Origin of the sequence: Micromonospora arborensis (assembly GCF_003205615.1) — a bacterium.
GTDB classification, from domain to species: Bacteria; Actinomycetota; Actinomycetes; order Mycobacteriales; family Micromonosporaceae; genus Micromonospora; species Micromonospora arborensis.
Map to the genome: position 1 here is coordinate 169,312 of NZ_PYBV01000028.1, position 15,745 is coordinate 185,056.

15 protein-coding genes are annotated in these 15,745 nt (G+C 71.7%); 13 read left to right on the forward strand and 2 right to left on the reverse strand.

Features of this window, described 5'->3' with window-relative positions; genetic code table 11:
• Positions 1–6 precede the first annotated feature (6 nt).
• Genes C7C45_RS22530 through C7C45_RS22545 form a run of 4 tightly spaced genes read left to right on the forward strand, consistent with a single transcriptional unit; the run spans position 7 to position 4,215 of the window.
• The gene (locus C7C45_RS22530) at positions 7–1,389 is read left to right on the forward strand and encodes a DUF1501 domain-containing protein (RefSeq protein ID WP_110565772.1); all 1,383 of its coding nucleotides are present in this window, start codon (positions 7–9) and stop codon (positions 1,387–1,389) included.
• Positions 1,386–2,804, forward strand: coding sequence for a ferredoxin reductase family protein (locus C7C45_RS22535; RefSeq protein ID WP_110565674.1), 1,419 nt, complete (start codon positions 1,386–1,388; stop codon positions 2,802–2,804). The genes C7C45_RS22530 and C7C45_RS22535 overlap by 4 nt, the downstream gene beginning before the upstream one ends.
• Before the next feature lie 12 nt (positions 2,805–2,816).
• Positions 2,817–3,413 carry an FMN-binding protein gene (locus C7C45_RS22540; RefSeq protein WP_110565675.1) on the forward strand — a complete coding sequence of 199 codons (597 nt, stop codon included), beginning with the start codon at positions 2,817–2,819 and terminating at the stop codon, positions 3,411–3,413.
• A gap of 49 nt (positions 3,414–3,462) precedes the next feature.
• Positions 3,463–4,215, forward strand: a complete 753-nt coding sequence (locus tag C7C45_RS22545; protein WP_110565773.1) for an FAD:protein FMN transferase — start codon at positions 3,463–3,465, stop codon at positions 4,213–4,215.
• 292 nt (positions 4,216–4,507) lie between these two features.
• On the opposite strand, the gene C7C45_RS22550 is transcribed toward C7C45_RS22545, so the two are convergent.
• Positions 4,508–5,179 carry a bifunctional DNA primase/polymerase gene (locus tag C7C45_RS22550; RefSeq protein ID WP_110565676.1) on the reverse strand — a complete coding sequence of 224 codons (672 nt, stop codon included), beginning with the start codon at positions 5,177–5,179 and terminating at the stop codon, positions 4,508–4,510.
• Positions 5,180–5,427: 248 nt separating this feature from the next.
• Between C7C45_RS22550 and C7C45_RS22555 the strand changes: the two genes are divergently transcribed.
• The 9 genes from C7C45_RS22555 (at position 5,428) to mctP (ending at position 15,002) form a co-directional block, all read left to right on the forward strand.
• Positions 5,428–6,657 carry a helix-turn-helix domain-containing protein gene (locus tag C7C45_RS22555; protein ID WP_110565677.1) on the forward strand — a complete coding sequence of 410 codons (1,230 nt, stop codon included), beginning with the start codon at positions 5,428–5,430 and terminating at the stop codon, positions 6,655–6,657.
• Between the two features lie 16 nt (positions 6,658–6,673).
• A complete protein-coding gene (locus C7C45_RS22560; protein WP_110565678.1) occupies positions 6,674–7,246 on the forward strand; it encodes a flavoprotein in 573 nt (190 codons plus the stop codon).
• Between the two features lie 118 nt (positions 7,247–7,364).
• A complete protein-coding gene (locus tag C7C45_RS22565; protein ID WP_425271163.1) occupies positions 7,365–8,201 on the forward strand; it encodes a Nif3-like dinuclear metal center hexameric protein in 837 nt (278 codons plus the stop codon).
• Positions 8,191–8,928, forward strand: coding sequence for a zinc ribbon domain-containing protein (locus C7C45_RS22570; RefSeq protein WP_110565680.1), 738 nt, complete (start codon positions 8,191–8,193; stop codon positions 8,926–8,928). The genes C7C45_RS22565 and C7C45_RS22570 overlap by 11 nt, the downstream gene beginning before the upstream one ends.
• A gap of 3 nt (positions 8,929–8,931) precedes the next feature.
• On the forward strand, positions 8,932–10,074 hold the full coding sequence (locus C7C45_RS22575) for a bifunctional RNase H/acid phosphatase (protein WP_110565681.1): 1,143 nt from the start codon (positions 8,932–8,934) through the stop codon (positions 10,072–10,074).
• 89 nt (positions 10,075–10,163) lie between these two features.
• A complete protein-coding gene (locus tag C7C45_RS35885; protein ID WP_350874228.1) occupies positions 10,164–10,244 on the forward strand; it encodes a putative leader peptide in 81 nt (26 codons plus the stop codon).
• A gap of 107 nt (positions 10,245–10,351) precedes the next feature.
• Positions 10,352–12,808 carry a M14 family zinc carboxypeptidase gene (locus C7C45_RS22580; RefSeq protein ID WP_110565682.1) on the forward strand — a complete coding sequence of 819 codons (2,457 nt, stop codon included), beginning with the start codon at positions 10,352–10,354 and terminating at the stop codon, positions 12,806–12,808.
• Positions 12,809–13,048: 240 nt separating this feature from the next.
• Positions 13,049–13,291 carry a DUF3311 domain-containing protein gene (locus C7C45_RS22585; protein WP_110565683.1) on the forward strand — a complete coding sequence of 81 codons (243 nt, stop codon included), beginning with the start codon at positions 13,049–13,051 and terminating at the stop codon, positions 13,289–13,291.
• A gap of 58 nt (positions 13,292–13,349) precedes the next feature.
• Entirely contained in the window at positions 13,350–15,002 is a 1,653-nt protein-coding gene (gene mctP, locus C7C45_RS22590) for a monocarboxylate uptake permease MctP (RefSeq protein WP_110565684.1), read from the forward strand.
• A gap of 280 nt (positions 15,003–15,282) precedes the next feature.
• On the opposite strand, the gene C7C45_RS22600 is transcribed toward mctP, so the two are convergent.
• A complete protein-coding gene (locus tag C7C45_RS22600; RefSeq protein ID WP_110565686.1) occupies positions 15,283–15,741 on the reverse strand; it encodes a MarR family winged helix-turn-helix transcriptional regulator in 459 nt (152 codons plus the stop codon).
• Between the last annotated feature and the right edge of the window lie 4 nt (positions 15,742–15,745).

Below are 15,745 nucleotides of genomic sequence, written 5' to 3' on the forward strand. Positions count from 1 at the left end.
CACCCGATGGAGAAGACTGTGTACAACTCTTTCCCCCTGCACCCCGAATGCCCCGACGTGCGGCGGCTGGCCGACAACCCGGCCGAGGCGTTGCTGCGTGCCGAGGCGGACATCGTCGCCGCCGAGAACGCCGCCGAGTTCGACCGTTACCGCACGCTGGAGGACCTGGAGGAGGCCCAGCAGGACGGTCGTGGCGTCACCCGGCGGACGTTCGTCGTCGGTGCCGCGGCCACCGCGACCGCGCTGGCCACCGCGCAGTTCGTCACCACGTCGGCGTCGTTCGCGGCGACCAAGACCGGCACCCTGATCCACGTCTTCCTCTACGGGGGGCTGGACGGGCTGAGCCTGATCGCGCCGGACAACGACGCCGTGCTCGCCAAGGCCCGTCCCGATCTGCTGCTCGGCAACGACTCGCTGGCCCTGGACCGCGGCTTCAAGCTGACCAGCGCGTTCAAGCCGCTGGAGAAGTGGCTCACGGCCGGACAGTTGGGCTTCATCCCGGCGGCCTCCGACGAGCGGCTGTCGCGTAGCCACTTCCAGGCCGCCGACGCCTGCAACCTGGGCGGGTTGCCCAACGAGACCGGCGGCCGGGGTTGGCTGGACGGTCTGGTCGACAACCTGGGCAAGGGCACCGCGTTCCGCAGCGTCGGCATCGGCAGCACGCTGCCCCGCTCGCTGGTGGGCAACAACGGCGCGCTGTCGCTGAACAACGTCGGGTCGCTGCGCCTCAACGGCGACGAGCGCTTCCGGGCCGCCACCGAGAAGGCCATCAAGGGGCTCTTCACCGGGATCAACCACCCGGTCGAGGAGGCTGTGCAGGAGGGCATGGGCGCCCTGGCCACCGCCCAGCGGTTGGCCGCCAAGCCGTACCAGCCGGTCGAGGGTGTCACGTACGAGGGCGTCGGCAACGCCTTCAAGCAACTCGCCCAGTTGATCAAGGGTGGTGCCAACGTGCGGGTCGCCACCGTCGGCATGGGCGGTTACGACACACACGAGAACCAGGGCACCACCGCGGGCGGCCAACTGCACCGCCGCTTGAACGAGCTGGCCAGCGCGATGGCCGCCTTCTTCACCGACCTGGGCCCGCAGGCCGCCGACGTGACGATCATGGTGTCCAGTGAGTTCGGCCGTCGGGTCGGCTCCAACAGCGGAGGCACCGACCACGGGCACGGCGGGGTGGTCACCCTGCTCTCCGGCAAGAAGCTGGCCGGCTCGGTGCTCGGCAACTGGAACGGTCTGGACAAGCTGGACTCCGGTGACGTGCCGGAGAACAACAACATGTTCAACATCTACGGCGCGGTGGCGCAGGGCCGGTTCGGTCTCACCAACGCGGAGGTCGACAAGGTCTTCCCCCGCCAGAAGTACGCCCCGATGAAGTTGTACGCGTGACGCGTTCGCACACCCACGCCGCCGGCCGTCGTACCGGGGCCTCGTCCCGGCACGGCGGCCGATCGGCTGCCCCCGTACCCCTGCAGATCCCGGCCCGGCGCGGACCCGGCGGCCGGCGGCTGCTGGGCGTGCTGCTCCTTGTCGGTCTGCTCGCCAGCGTGCTGCCGTGGTGGCTGGGCACCCCCGCCGGTTCGTTGCGGAGCACCGCGGCCACCGTCACCGCGGCGGGCCGGATCAGCGGCCTGATCGCCGGCTACCTGCTGCTGGTGCAGGTGCTGATGATGAGCCGGCTGCCGGTGCTGGAACGGTGGATCGGCGGCGAGCAGGTGGCCCGCTGGCATCGCGACGTCGGCGCCACCCTGCTGGTCGCCGTGCTGGCACACCTGTCGCTGATCCTCGTCGGCTACGCGGACCTGCGTAACCAGTCGATTCTCGCCGAGGTCGGCACGCTGCTCGGTGACTACGAGGACATGGTCTCGGCGTTCGTCGCCACCGGCATCATGATGTTGGTCGGGTTCAGCAGCATCCGGGGGATCCGGCGGGCGCTGCCCTACGAGCTGTGGCACCTGCTGCACCTGTCCAGCTACCTGATCCTGCTGCTCGGCTTCGGTCACCAGTTCACCCACGGTGCGCAGTTGTACAAGCCGGGACCGGTCCGCACCGGCTGGATCGCGCTCTACCTGCTGGTGGTCGCCGCCCTGCTCTGGGGTCGGGTGCTCGCGCCGCTGGCGTTCAACCTGCGCTACCGGCTGCAGGTCGCCGACGTCGTCGCCGAGAGCCCGGACACCATCTCGATCTACCTCACCGGTGAGCGGCTCGGCCGGCTGACGATGCTCGGCGGCCAGTACTTCCGCTGGCGCTTCCTCGCCCGGGGCTGCTGGTGGCAGTCGCACCCGTTCTCCGTCTCCGCCGCCGGGAACGGTCGCTGGTTGCGGCTCACCGTCAAGGTCGTCGGCGCGCACACCGCGGACCTGCGCGACCTGGAGCCGGGCACCCGGGTCTGGGCGGCGGGTCCGTCGGGCACCTTCACCGCCGCGCACCGGGTCCGCGAGCGGGCCCTGCTGATCGCGGGTGGCAGCGGCATCACGCCGATCCGGGCCATGCTGGAGGAGTTGCCGCCGGGCGCCGCCCTGATCTACCGGGCCCGTACCCCCGCCGACGTGCTGCTCAGCCGTGAGCTGGACTGGCTGGCTCAGGAGCGCGACACCTCGGTCTGGTACGTCATCGGCTCCCGCGACGACCCCGGCCCCCGTCAGCTCATGAGCCCGGACGGGTTGCGTCAACTGGTACCCGACGTGGCCCGGCGCGACGTCTACCTGTGCGGGCCACCCGGGCTGGTGGATCAGTCGGTACGCGCGCTGCGCCGGGCCGGCGTGCCCCGACGGCAGATCCACCTGGCCACGTTCGAGTTGTAGGAAGGGCATCCCATGCGTCGCGCGTTGCTCGCGATCACCGGCCTGGCCGCCAGCACCACCGCGCTGGTGGTGTTCAAGGGCTCCCCGGGCGCCACCCAGGTCGCCCAGAACCTGCCGAGCGCCCAGCCGGTCAACCCCACCCCGCAGGATGTCGACCCGAGCGCCGACCCGCCCGTCGAACCGGTGGCCGGGGCGCCGACGCCGTCGGTGGCTCCCGGCACGCCGTCGTCGCCCAAACCCAGCAAGATCACCGCCCGGCCGGCCGGCACCCGCACCACCACGAAGGCTCCCAGCGCGCCGCGGACCACCACGAAGGCGCCGCAGCCGACCAACCGCCGGGTCACCGGGCCGGGCGTGGACAACGAGTACGGGTACGTGCAGGTGCAGATCGTGGTCTCCGGTAACCGGATCGTCGACGCTGTCGCGCTGTCCCTACCCAGCGGGGGTGAGTCCGACATCCACAGCGACGACGTCAGCGGCAGGTACGACGGCACCGGCGGCGAGGTGGTGCAGAAGCAGAGCGCCAACGTCAACACCGTCTCCGGCGCCACCGAGACCAGCAACTCCTACAAGCAGTCGCTGCGCGGCGCGATCGAGCAGGCGTTCTGACGTGCCGGCGGCGATGACCCGACGCGGGCTGTGCCGGGTCGAACAGATCATGGGTACGGCGATCACCCTGGACCTCGCCGACGACCTGCCCGCGGCGACGCTGAACGAGTTGGCCGACGAGGTCTTCGCCTGGATGCGGGAGGTGGACGCCCGGTTCAGCACGTACCGGCCGGACAGCGAGGTGTGCCGCTTCGACCGGGGCGAGGTGCTGCTCTCCGAGGCGTCGGCGGAACTGCGGTTCGTGCTGGAGGCCTGCGCCGACCTGTGGGGCGACACCGACGGGTTCTTCGACGCGTACGCCACCGGACGGCTCGACCCGTCCGGCTTCGTCAAGGGCTGGGCGGCCCAGGTCGCCTCGGATCGCCTGCTCGCCGCCGGTGCCGCGAACCACTGTGTGAACGCCGGCGGTGACGTGCGCGTGCGCGGCCTCGCGCCGTCCGGAGCGCCGTGGCGCATCGGCATCCGGCACCCGTGGGACGCGATGGCGACCTGCCTGGTGCTCACCGGGACCGACCTGGCCGTGGCCACGTCCGGCGTCTACGAGCGGGGCCGGCACGTGCTGGACCCGCGCCGGGGCGCACCGGCCAGCGGGTTGCGCTCGGTGACCGTGGTCGGCACCGACCTCGGGGTGGCCGACGCGTACGCCACCGCCGCCCTGGCCATGGGGGTCGCCGGTCTCGGCTGGTTGGACCGCCTCGACGGGCACGGCCACGCGGTCGTCACCGACGACGGCCGGCAGTACCACTCCGCCGACGTCCCCGCTGGTCGACTAGCTCCGCCGGCGTCCCCGCTGGTCGACTAGCTCCGCCAGCGTTCCCGCTGGTCGACTAGCGCAGCGGGCGGTTGGTGCCGGCCGGGCGGGTGCCGGTGGGGCGTGGGCGGCCCGGACGCGAGCCAGACGGCCGGGTGCCGGCCCAGCGGTGCCGTGGATGGCTGGGCCGGGGCGGTTCGGTGCCGCCGGGATGAGGCGTCCTGTCGTCCGTGGACATCGTTCCCCCGTTCGTGGCGCGGGTTCGCGCCGTCTTCCTGTCAACGAGGACCGACGCCCCGGCGACGCTGTCGGGCACCGGATGGAATCGCCGACCGGGCCTGTCTCACCTGCCTCGTCGGGGCAGCGGCAGGTGACCGGGGAGCAGGTCGGGTGCGAGCGTCACCCCGCTGGCGCGCAGCGCCCCGATCAACGTGTTCTGCACGAGGTACGAGTCCGGAAGCTGCCAACGGGCCTGCTCGGGGGCGACCGCCCAGCGGACCGTCCCCTCCGGCAGCCGGGTGGGCGGCGCGGGGATCCACGAGCCCGGCCCGTGCCGGACCACGTGGAAGCAGTGCTCCAACTCCGGCCGGAGCGGATCGCCGGGGCGGACCAGGAACATCCACCGCCCGGTGGGGGTGACCAGCACCGGCCCGCGTACGCCGGTGCCGGCCGGGTGGGTCTGCACCGCGTCGAGCACGTGCCGGCCCAGGTGGGCGGGGACCTCCAGCACGTCGAAGGCCCGGCCGGTGGGCAGCAGCACCCCGTGTGGGCGGTTGCGCCACCAGGTGGCCACCCGGGACGGGTCGGCGCTGGCCGCCAGCTCCCAGTTCTCCAGGGCGGGGTGGCAGCCCACGGTGGGACAGCCGGCCCGGCCGCAGACGAAGCGGCTGCGGGCCAAACAGGCCCCTGGCGTGACCTCCCACCCGTGTGCGGCGTATCGCATGGCGACCCGGCGCAGCCGGACCCGTTCCAGCGGCGACAGTTCGGCGACGCGCGGTACGACGTTCCCCCACATGTGTGCCATCTCCCCTCGTCGGGCCCGGCGATCGCCAGGTCGCATGTCGAGCACCGTCACTGCCGTAACCCACGATCGTTGAGGTTGACGAACGGCCCGTGCAACTTGCACGAAAACTACGAGGACTGGCTGTACGGCTGACGTACATCGTGTGCGACCAGGGAAAACCTGGAGATGAACGGAAGTCGCCGCACCCGCGAACATCGCCGCGACTCGATCGGTCGCCGGCGGCAGGGGAGGATGGGGAGATGGACGAGCTACCCATAGGACGGCGAGTTGCCTACTGGCGGGGCCGACGCAAGATGTCGCAGCAGGTCTTCGCCGACCGACTGGGCAAGTCGAAGAGTTGGGTGGACAAGGTCGAACGCGGCGTCCGCCGGTTGGACAAGTTCTCCGTCCTCTACGAGATCGCCGACATCCTCCAGGTGGACGTGCAGCTCCTCATGGGCAAGGACCCGGAGCGCCGCACCGACGCGTTGAACTGCATCGACCAGATCGAGGTGCAGGAGATCCGGGCGGCGCTGGAACGCTACGACTCGATGAGCGCGTACTTCGACGCGGTGCCGTGCCCGCCGCCGCTGGACGACATGCGCAAGGCCGTCAACCACGCCTGGCTCACCTACCAGTACGGCCGCTACGGAATGCTCACCCGGGCGCTGCCCAAGCTGCTGCGCGACGCCCAGGCGGCCGATGCCGCCTACGGCGGTGAGCAGGCCGCCGAGGCGGCTCACCTGCTCGGGCAGGTCTACCAGATCGCCTCCTCGGTGCTGCGCAAGCTCGGTGAGTGCGAGCTCGCCTGGTTGGCCGCGGACCGGTCGATGGCGGTGGCACAGCGGGCCGACGACCCGCTGCTGGCCGGCATCGCCACCACCCGGGTGTGCAACGCCCTGGTCGCGATGGGTCGGGCTCGCCCCGCGCTCGAGCTGAACGTGCAGATCGCCAACCGGCTGGCACCGGGCGGGAGCAACGAGGTCTCCCCGGCCCGGCTCTCCGTCTACGGGATGCTGCTGCTCCAGGGCGCGATGGCCGCGTCCCGCATCGGCGACTCGGCGAGCGTCGACGATCTGATCAACTGTGCGGAGGAGGCCGCCACCCTGCTCGGTGGCGACTACAACCACTACTGGACGTCGTTCGGCCCGACCAACGTCGAACTGCACCGGGCCGCCGCCGCCGTGGAGCTGGGCGACGGGGGGCGGGCGGTGGAGGTGCACCAGCTACGCATCGCGGAGCCCGCCTTCAACGCGCTGCTGCCCGAACGCCGCGCCCACCACCTGCTCGACATCGCCCGCGGGTACGCCCAACTGGGCGATGTGGCGAACGCCGGCGAGATGCTCCTGCTCGGTGATCGGCTCGCCCCGTCGGAGATCCGCTGCCGGCCGATCGCGCACGAGGTGATGTCGGACGTCCTACGTCGCACACGTGGTGCGCCGCCTTCTCCGGTAGCGGAGTTGGCTGAGCACATGGGAGTAGGGGTATGAGCGCGGAGCCGGTTTGATGGCCGGTTCACCGCGTAACAGCGGGCACCGCGAGGTGCTCTACGTCATCGCCTGCGGCTCGCCGCTGGCACGGCACGTCGGTCGTCTGGTCGACCTTGCCCAACAGGACGGTTGGGACGTCTGCGTGGTCACCACGCCGGACGGCGCGAAGTTCGTCGACCAGTCGGCCCTGATTCGGCAGACCGGCCACCCGGTGCGGACGCACTACAAGAATCCCGGTGACCCGGACGTGTTGCCGCCCGCCGACGCCATGATCGTCTGCCCGGCCACCGTCAACACGGTCAACAAGTGGGCGGCCGGGATCACCGACACCCTCGCGCTCGGCCTGCTGGTCGAGGCGCAGGGCAAGGGCGTCCCCGTCGTCGCGGTGCCGTACACCAACGCCGCGATGGCCACCCACCCGGCGTTTCGGGCCGGGGTGGCGCGACTGGCCGAGTGGGGCGTCACGGTGCTCTTCGGTGAGCACGTGATCGCCCTGCACCCGCCGGGCACGGGGGAGCAGCACCTGCACGCCTTCCCGTGGGGGATGCCGCTGGCCGCGCTGCAGGCCGTCGCCGTGAGCGCCGCGTAGCGCTCACGGCGGGCCTTCCGCTCGGCGCGGCCGGGCCGGGCGTCACCGCTGGGCCGCCCCCGCGCCGGTAAGCTGGCCCGCCGTGAGCACAAGCGGATCCGACCCCACGGTCACCGACGTGGTGGCCGAGCTGGAACGGCGCTATCCGCCGGCCTGGGCCGAGGAGTGGGACCGGGTGGGCCTGGTGCTCGGCGAGCCGGCCGCCCCGGTCCGCCGGGTGCTCTGTGTGGTCGACGTGGTCCCCGAGACGGTCGCGGAGGCGCTGGCCGCCGACGTCGACATGATCGTCGCGCATCACCCGCTGCTGCTGCGTGGGGTCTCGTCGGTCGCTCCGACGACCTTCAAGGGGCGGCTCATCCACCAGCTGATCCGGGCCGGGGTGGCCCTCTACGCGGCGCACACCAACGCTGACGTGGCCGCCCCGGGCGTCTCCGACGCCCTCGCCGCCCGGTTCGGGCTGACCGGGCTGCGCCCACTGCAGCGGCCCGCGCCCGGCTCGCCCGCCCACGGCGACGACCGGGGTTTCGGCCGGATCGGCGAGCTGCCCCAGCCGATGACGCTCGCCGAGTTGACCCGGCACGCCGCCGCCGTGCTCCCCGTCACGTCCTGGGGAGTTCGCGCCGCGGGGGATCCCGGGCGTATGGTTCGTACCCTCGCCGTCAGCGGCGGGTCGGGGGACAGCTTCCTCGGCGCCGCGACCGCCGCCGGGGTGGACGCGTTCCTCACCGCCGACCTGCGGCACCACCCGGCCGGCGAGCACCTCGCCGCCGATGGTCCCGCCCTGATCGACGCCGCCCACTGGGCGACCGAACGACCGTGGCTGGACGACCTGGCCGCCCTCCTACGGGAGGCACTGGGCGTCGAGACGCTGGTGTCCGACCTGGACACCGACCCGTGGACCGTGCATGCCGCCGCACCCGCTGTGGACGACAAGGAGCCCGACCGTGAAGGCTGACCCTCAGGTGCAGCGCCGCCTGCTCGACCTCCAGGCGATCGACACCAACCTCGCCCAGCTCGCCCACCGCCGGCGGTCGCTGCCCGAGCGGGCCGAGTTGGAGTCGCTGGCCCGGGAGTTGTCGTCGTTGGAGGACGAGCGGGTCCGCGCCCAGGTGGCCGTCGACGACCTGGACCGGGACATCGCCCGGCTGGAGAAGGACGTCGAGCAGGTCCGGGCCCGCAAGGAGAAGGACCAGAACCGGTTGGCGGCCGGCACCGGCCCGGCCCGCGAGCTGGAGGCGCTGCAGCACGAGCTGGTCTCGCTGAACCGGCGCCAGGGTGACCTGGAGGACGCCGAACTGGAGCTGATGGAGCAGCGGGAGACCGCGCAGGGCGTACTGGACGGCGTGGAGCAGCGGTTGGCCGACACCCGGGACAAGCGGGCCGCCACCGAGCAGCGCCGTGACGACGCGATGGCCGAGATCGCCAAGGAGGAGGAGTTCAAGCGGGGGGCCCGTCAGCCGCTCGCCGCCGACCTCCCGAGCGACCTGGTCAACCTCTACGACAAGATCCGCGAGGACACCGGGTTGGGTGCCGCACTGCTCACCGCGGGGCGCTGCGGTGGATGCCGGTTGGAGCTCTCCGGTGCCGACCTGGCCCGGATCCGCAAGGCCGCCCCGGACGACGTGGTCCGCTGCGAGGACTGCCGGCGGATCATGGTCCGCACCAACGAGTCGGGTCTGTAGGTCGTGGCGCCGCGCGTGGTCGCCATCGAGGCCGACGGCGGGTCCCGGGGCAACCCCGGCCCCGCCGGTTACGGCGCGGTGGTGCGCGACCCGGAGACCGGGGAGGTGCTCGCCGAGCGCTCCGAGTCGCTCGGCACGGCGACCAACAACGTCGCCGAGTACCAGGGGCTGATCGCCGGGTTGACCGCCGCCGCCGAGTTGGGTGCCGCCGAGGTGGACGTCCGGATGGACTCCAAGCTGGTGGTCGAGCAGATGTGCGGCCGGTGGCAGATCAAGCACCCCGGCCTGCGGCCCCTCGCCGCGCAGGCCGCCGTGCTGGTGGGCCGGTTCACCGCGGTCCGGTTCAGCTGGATCCCGCGCGAGCAGAACCGGCACGCCGACGCGCTCGCAAACGCCGCCATGGACGCCGCCGCTGGCCGACCCGCGCGGACCCCGACGACGGGCCCACCTCCGGCGACGCCCGCGACGGGCAGCGACCCGGCGACCGCGCCGGCCTCGTGGGAGCCGCGGCCGAGCTTCACCGCCACCCGGCTGATCCTGGTCCGGCACGGCGAGACCGAGTACACCGAGCAGCGGCGCTACTCCGGCCGTGGCGACGTGCCGCTCTCCGAGACTGGCCGGGCCCAGGCCCGCGCCACCGGCGCCCGGGTGGCCGCGCTGGCCCCGTCCGTCGCGGCCGTGCTCAGCTCACCGCTGTCCCGGTGTACGTCCACCGCGGCGGCGATCGCCGGGGCGCTCGGTGACGTGCCGGTCCGCACCGACGACGACCTGATCGAGTGCGACTTCGGCCAGTGGGAGGGGCGCACCTTCGCCGAGGTGCGCCAGCAGTGGCCGGGGGAGATGGACGCCTGGCTCGCCTCGCCCCGGATCGCCCCGCCGGGCGGGGAGTCGTTCACCCACGTCGCCGAACGCGCCCACCGCGTCACAGCGGGGCTCCTCACCGCGTACCCCGGGGAGACCGTGGTGGTCGTCTCGCACGTCTCGCCGATCAAGCTGGTGCTGCGCGACGCGCTCGCGGCCGGCGACGGGTTCCTGCATCGGCTCTTCCTGGACGCGGCCGGCATCTCGGTGCTCGACATGTGGCCCGACGGCGGCGTCGCCGTTCGCACGGTGAACGACACCGCCCACCTCGCCGGGATCGACTAGTTCCCATCTGTCGGGAGGGTGTTGGCCCGAGGGGCCGAACCTGTGCGGAAACTGTTGACAGTGGATGGACCCCGGTTCAAGATCGGTTCGTGCGAAGCGTTCACCTGACGAAGCGGGGTCACATCGACCTCCTGCGCGTCGCCAGCGCCGCCTGTCGACGCTCCATCTGACGCCGGGTTCCTCCCTCCCTCGCACGCTGCAGGCGTTTCCCATCCCCGCTGGTCTCCGGCCCCGCGGCGCGTCCGCCTGCGCGTCCCCCTCCGACAGGAGATCCGTCATGCTGTCCGCAAGACGTCTACCCCGGCTCGCCGCGACCGCGGTGAGCGCCGCGCTGCTCGCGACCGTGGCCCTCACCGAGCCGGCGTCCGCCACCGCGCTGCCCACGGTGCCGCCAACCCCCGTCGACCTTTCCGACGTGCGCGGCTACCCCCGCCAGAGCACCCTCCCGGTCTGGCCGGACAACCCGGCCGACGCTTCCATCCCGATCGGTGTGATCCCGTACGACGACATCGCACCGAAGCTGAACGCGCTCCAGCGGGCCAGCGACCGGGTCTCCGCCCGGGTCGCCGGGAAGTCCGCCGGCGGCTACGACCTGTACGCGGTCACCGTGACCGCGCCGGAGAGTCGCAGTGAGGCGCGGCAGCAGGAGACCTGGAAGCGGCTCATCGAGGACGAGCCGGCCCGGGCGCAGCGGGACCGCAAGCTGCTCGCCGGCTACAAGACCCCGCTCTTCGTCAACGCCAACATCCACGGCAACGAGTGGGAGGGGACCGACGCCGCTCTGCGGGTGATCGAGGAGTTCGCCACCGACCGCACCCCGGAGGTCGCCGAGTTGCTGCGGCGCAACCGGCTGGTCTTCAACATCACCTCGAACCCGGACGGCCGAGTCGCCGGCACCCGGGCCAACGCGGCCGGCTACGACCTCAACCGCGACCTGACCATCGTCGCGCAGCCGGAGACCAACCTCATCCGCGACCTGATCATCGACACCAAGCCGATCATCACGCTGGACCTGCACGGGTACGTCAACCCGACCCTGCTGCACCCCAGCACCCCACCGCACAACGTCAACAACGAGTACGACCTGTACATCAAGCACGGCCTGCCCAACGCGCTGGCGATCGAGGAGGGTCTGCGCGGCCTCGGGTACGCCGAGACCCAGCGGGCCCGGATCCCGTTCCGCGATGACGAGCCGGGTGTGTGGGACGACTTCCCACCGATCTACGTGCCGTCGTTCGCCATGTTGCAGAGCAGCATCCCGTACACCATCGAGGCCCCGCTGAACCCGCGCGGCGGATCGCTCACCCCGGCCGAGCGGGTACGCCGCTCCGGTATCAACACCGACGTGCACGAGGTGGCGATCCGCACCTCGCTGCGCTACATCCAGGACCACCGGGCCGAGGTGCTGCACGACCAGGCTGAGGTCTACCGCCGGGGCCTGGCCGGTGAGCCGTTGCGCGACCTGCCCGACGGCTACGTGCCGGGCTGGGGACCGGAGGACAACTACCACACCACCTTCCCCCGGGCGTACGTCATCCCGAGCGGCACCGGTCAGCGTTCCGGGCCGGCCGCGGCCCGCCTGGTCGACCTGCTGATCGGCAGCGGTGGCCGGGTGTGGCGGGCGAAGCAGCCGTTCACCGCTGGCGGCAACCGCTACCAGGCCGGCTCGTACGTCGTCGACATGCACCAACCCAAGCGTGGCCTGGTCAACTCGCTGCTCGAACCGGGCGCGGACATCACCGACCGGGTGAACGACCTATACGCCGGTCCGGCCGCCTGGAGTCAGGGGCTCACCTGGGGGGCCACCGTGGACACCCTCTGGGACACCCTGCCCCGGGTACGCCTGGAGCGGACCTACGACGGGCGGGCCGAGGGCACGCTGCCGGCCGGCCGCTCCGACCTGCGCCTGGATCTGCGGGACGCCGCCGACCTGCTCGCGGTGAACTCGCTGCTCGCCAAGGGCGTCGAGGTCTACCGGCTCGCGGACGGGTCGGTGGTCGTTCCCGGCACTCCGGCCAACCGCAGGTTGGCCGGCGCGGAGGTCCGGGTGCACGCGGTCAGCTTCGAGCGGGCGCCGGCCGGTTGGCGGGGCACCCGGTTGGACCGGGTCGTGGTCGGCTATCTCGGTACGGTCGAGGAGCGCGACACCCTCGCCGACCTCGGCTTCGAGGCGCGTGCGGTGACCGCCGCGACGCTGACCGACACATTGACCGAGGACGTCGACGTCCTGCTGGTCGCCGGTGACGTCAACCTGGCGGACCTGACCGCCGAGAACCGGGCCGCCCTGGACCGCTTCCTCGCCGGGGGCGGTGGCGTGGTCGGCCTGGGCACCGCCGGGGCGTCCTTCAGCAACGCCGCCGCGCTGCTGACCGTGACCGCCACTGCGGCGCCGAGCCTGGCCAGCGGGGTCGCCAACATCGTGAACAAGGGGGGACCGGTCACCACCTCGGCGATACCGCACACCTTCATCAGCCAGCCCGTCTGGTTCACCGACCTGGGTGCGAACGTCGAGGTCGAGCAGTCGTACGCGGCCGACCCGCTGCTGTCCGGTTGGTGGGCCACCGACGGCGCGAACGGGCAGGCCGCGGCGGCCAACCAGGCCAGCATCGTGCGGGGTGTCTCCGCCGCGGGCAACGGCGTGGTGCTGTTCGGCACCGACCCGACGTTCCGGCTGCACCCCAAGGGGTTGCAGTCGCAGCTCGGCCGGGCCGTGCTCTGGGCGGCGCAGCGCTGACGACCCCGTCTGGGTGAGCCGGCGATCGGCCTTTGTGGGGCCCGGGTGCGAACCGCACCCGGGCCCCACGTCGTTCGTCGGCCAGCCGCACGTGCCCATCCGTCGAGCCGTCCACGCCGTTTGGCGCAGCCGGTCGGCCGTTCAGCGCAGCACCTTTCGAGCGGGCGCGGTGACGGCCATCACAGGGTCGTAGCCTCCGGCCGTTACATCGAATGCCTCGACTCCCCGGAGGTGTGTCAGATGGCTGCACCCGAACCGGAGGCGCCCACCACGGCGCCGGCCAGGGCGAAGGACCACAGCCCCTGGAACTGGTTGCTCTTCATTCCCATCGTGGTGCCGCTGATCCCGGTCTTCTTCAATGGCGACTCGCCCCGGGTCTTCGGCTTCCCACGCTTCTACTGGCTGCAACTGGCGTACATCCTGCTCGGCGTCAGCACCACGACGCTGGTCTACCAGATGACGAAGAAGCGGGGAGACCGGTGAGCGCGAGGAGTGAGCCGGGTTTGCGAGCCCCGCAGTCGCGAACGAAGGAGGTCCAGTGATGTGGCGGGACCATCTCACCGAGATCATCGTCTTCACGTTCCTGTTCCTGCTGGTGAGCGTGATGGGCTTCGTGGCCGCCCGGTGGCGGGCACCGAAGGACATGGCGCACCTGGACGAGTGGGGGCTGGGCGGGCGCAGCTTCGGCGGCTGGATCACCTGGTTCCTGGTCGGCGGTGACCTCTACACCGCGTACACCTTCGTGGCGGTGCCGGCGCTGGTGTTCGGCGCGGGAGCGATGGGCTTCTTCGCGGTGCCGTACACCATCGTGATCTACCCGTTGGTGTTCCTGGTGCTCTGCCGGCTCTGGTCGGTCTCGCACCGGCACGGCTTCGTCACCCCGGCGGACTTCGTCCGCAGCCGATTCGACTCGCCGGTGCTGGCGCTGCTCGTCGCGATCACTGGGATCGTCGCCACCATGCCGTACATCGCGTTGCAGCTCGTCGGAATCGAGGCGGTGCTCAAGACGATGGGCGTCACCGGCGAGAGCGCGCTGGCCCGGCACCTGCCGATCATCATCGCGTTCGCGATCCTGGCCGCCTACACGTACCAGTCGGGGCTGCGCGCGCCCGCGCTGATCGCGTTCGTCAAGGACGCCCTGATCTACGTGGTGATCCTGGTCGCGGTGATCTGGCTACCGCAGAAGCTGGGCGGCTGGGGCAGCATCTTCGACGCCGCCGAGGCGAAGTTCCAGGCCACGGCGCAGAACCCGAACGACGGCATCCTGCTCAACGGCAACAACCAGCTTCAGTACGTCACGTTGGCGCTCGGTTCGGCGTTGGCGCTCTTCCTCTACCCGCACAGCATCACCGGCGTGCTGGCCAGCCGGAACCGTGACGTGATCAAGCGGAACATGTCGGCGCTGCCGGCGTACAGCCTGATCCTCGGTTTGATCGCGCTGCTCGGCTACATGGCCATCGCGTCCGGGGTGAAGCCGCTGCCGGGGTCGAAACCCGGCACCGCGGACGCGAACACGGTCGTGCCGGTGCTGTTCGACCAGCAGTTCCCAGACTGGTTCGCCGGTGTGGCGTACGCGGCGATCGGCATCGGCGCGCTGGTGCCGGCGGCGATCATGTCGATCGCGGCGGCGAACCTGTTCACCCGCAACATCTACAAGGAGTACCTGAAGCGGGACGCCTCCCCGGCCCAGGAGGCGAACGTCTCGAAGATCACCTCGCTGGTGGTGAAGGTCGGCGCGGTGGCCTGCATCGTCTTCCTCGACCCGCAGTTCTCCATCGACCTTCAGCTGATCGGCGGCGTGATCATCCTGCAGACGCTGCCGGCGGTGGCCCTGGGCCTCTACACCCGCTGGTTCCACCGCACCGGGCTGATCGTCGGCTGGGCGGTGGGCATGGGGCTGGGCATGTGGATGCTCTACCAGGTGGCCAGCCCGACCCGGAAGCACTTCGGCGGCTCGGCGTTCCCGCTGTCGGAGTTCGGCTTCGACACCACCCGGACGATCTACGTCGGCATCGTGGCGGTGGCCGTCAACCTGGCCGTGGCGGCGCTGGTGACGCTGGCGCTGCGGGCCGCCAAGGTGGCGGAGGGAGCCGACGGCACCACGCCGGACGACTACTTCGCCGACGAGGGCGACCCCCGGGTCACCCCCGGCGCCGAACGCGACGCCGACTCGGCCCGCGAACCGGTCGCCTGACCTCAGGTCCGCCCGGGCGCCGACGTGGGTCGGTGCCCGGGCGTACCTGTTCCGGTCCCGCGTCTCCCGCGTCTCCCGCGTCTCCCGCGTCTCCCGCGTCTCCCGCGTCTCCCGCGTCTCCCGCGTCTCCCGCGTCTCCCGCGTCTCCCGCGTCTCCCGCGTCTCCCGCGTCGATCTTGCAGTTGTGGTGCCCGGCTTGTGCTGATTGGCACCGATTGGTCGGTACCGAAACTGCAAGATCGACGAAGCTGTGCGGGGGTGGGGGTGGGTGGGGGTGGGGTTAGCGGGGGCGGTTGCGGTTTATCAGGGCCTGGTTGAGGCGGCCCAGGAGGGCCGCCAGCGTGGAGCGGTCCTCGGGGCTCCAGTCGGCCAGCATGTCGCCGTAGAGCCGGGTGCGGGCGGCCTGCACGGCGGCCATCCGCTGCAGGCCGGCCGGGGTGGGGGAGATGACCGTGCCCCGTCCGTCGGACGGATCCGGGGTGCGGGTGATCAGGCCGTCCCGCTGTAGCGCGGACACCTGCCGGGTCACGGTCGAGCCGTCCAGGTTGAGTCGGGCGGCGAGCGCGGAGACGTTCTGCGGGCCGGCGTCGGCCAGGTGGCGCAGGATGACGTACGCCGCCCGGTCGAGCACCCGGTGCTCGGCGGTGCCGGTGGCCCGCCGGGTCGCCTCGCCGAATCGCATCAGCAGGGCAACCTCGGTTTCGATCCGGCCGAGGGTGCTCTCGTGGTCGTCGCTCATAGCT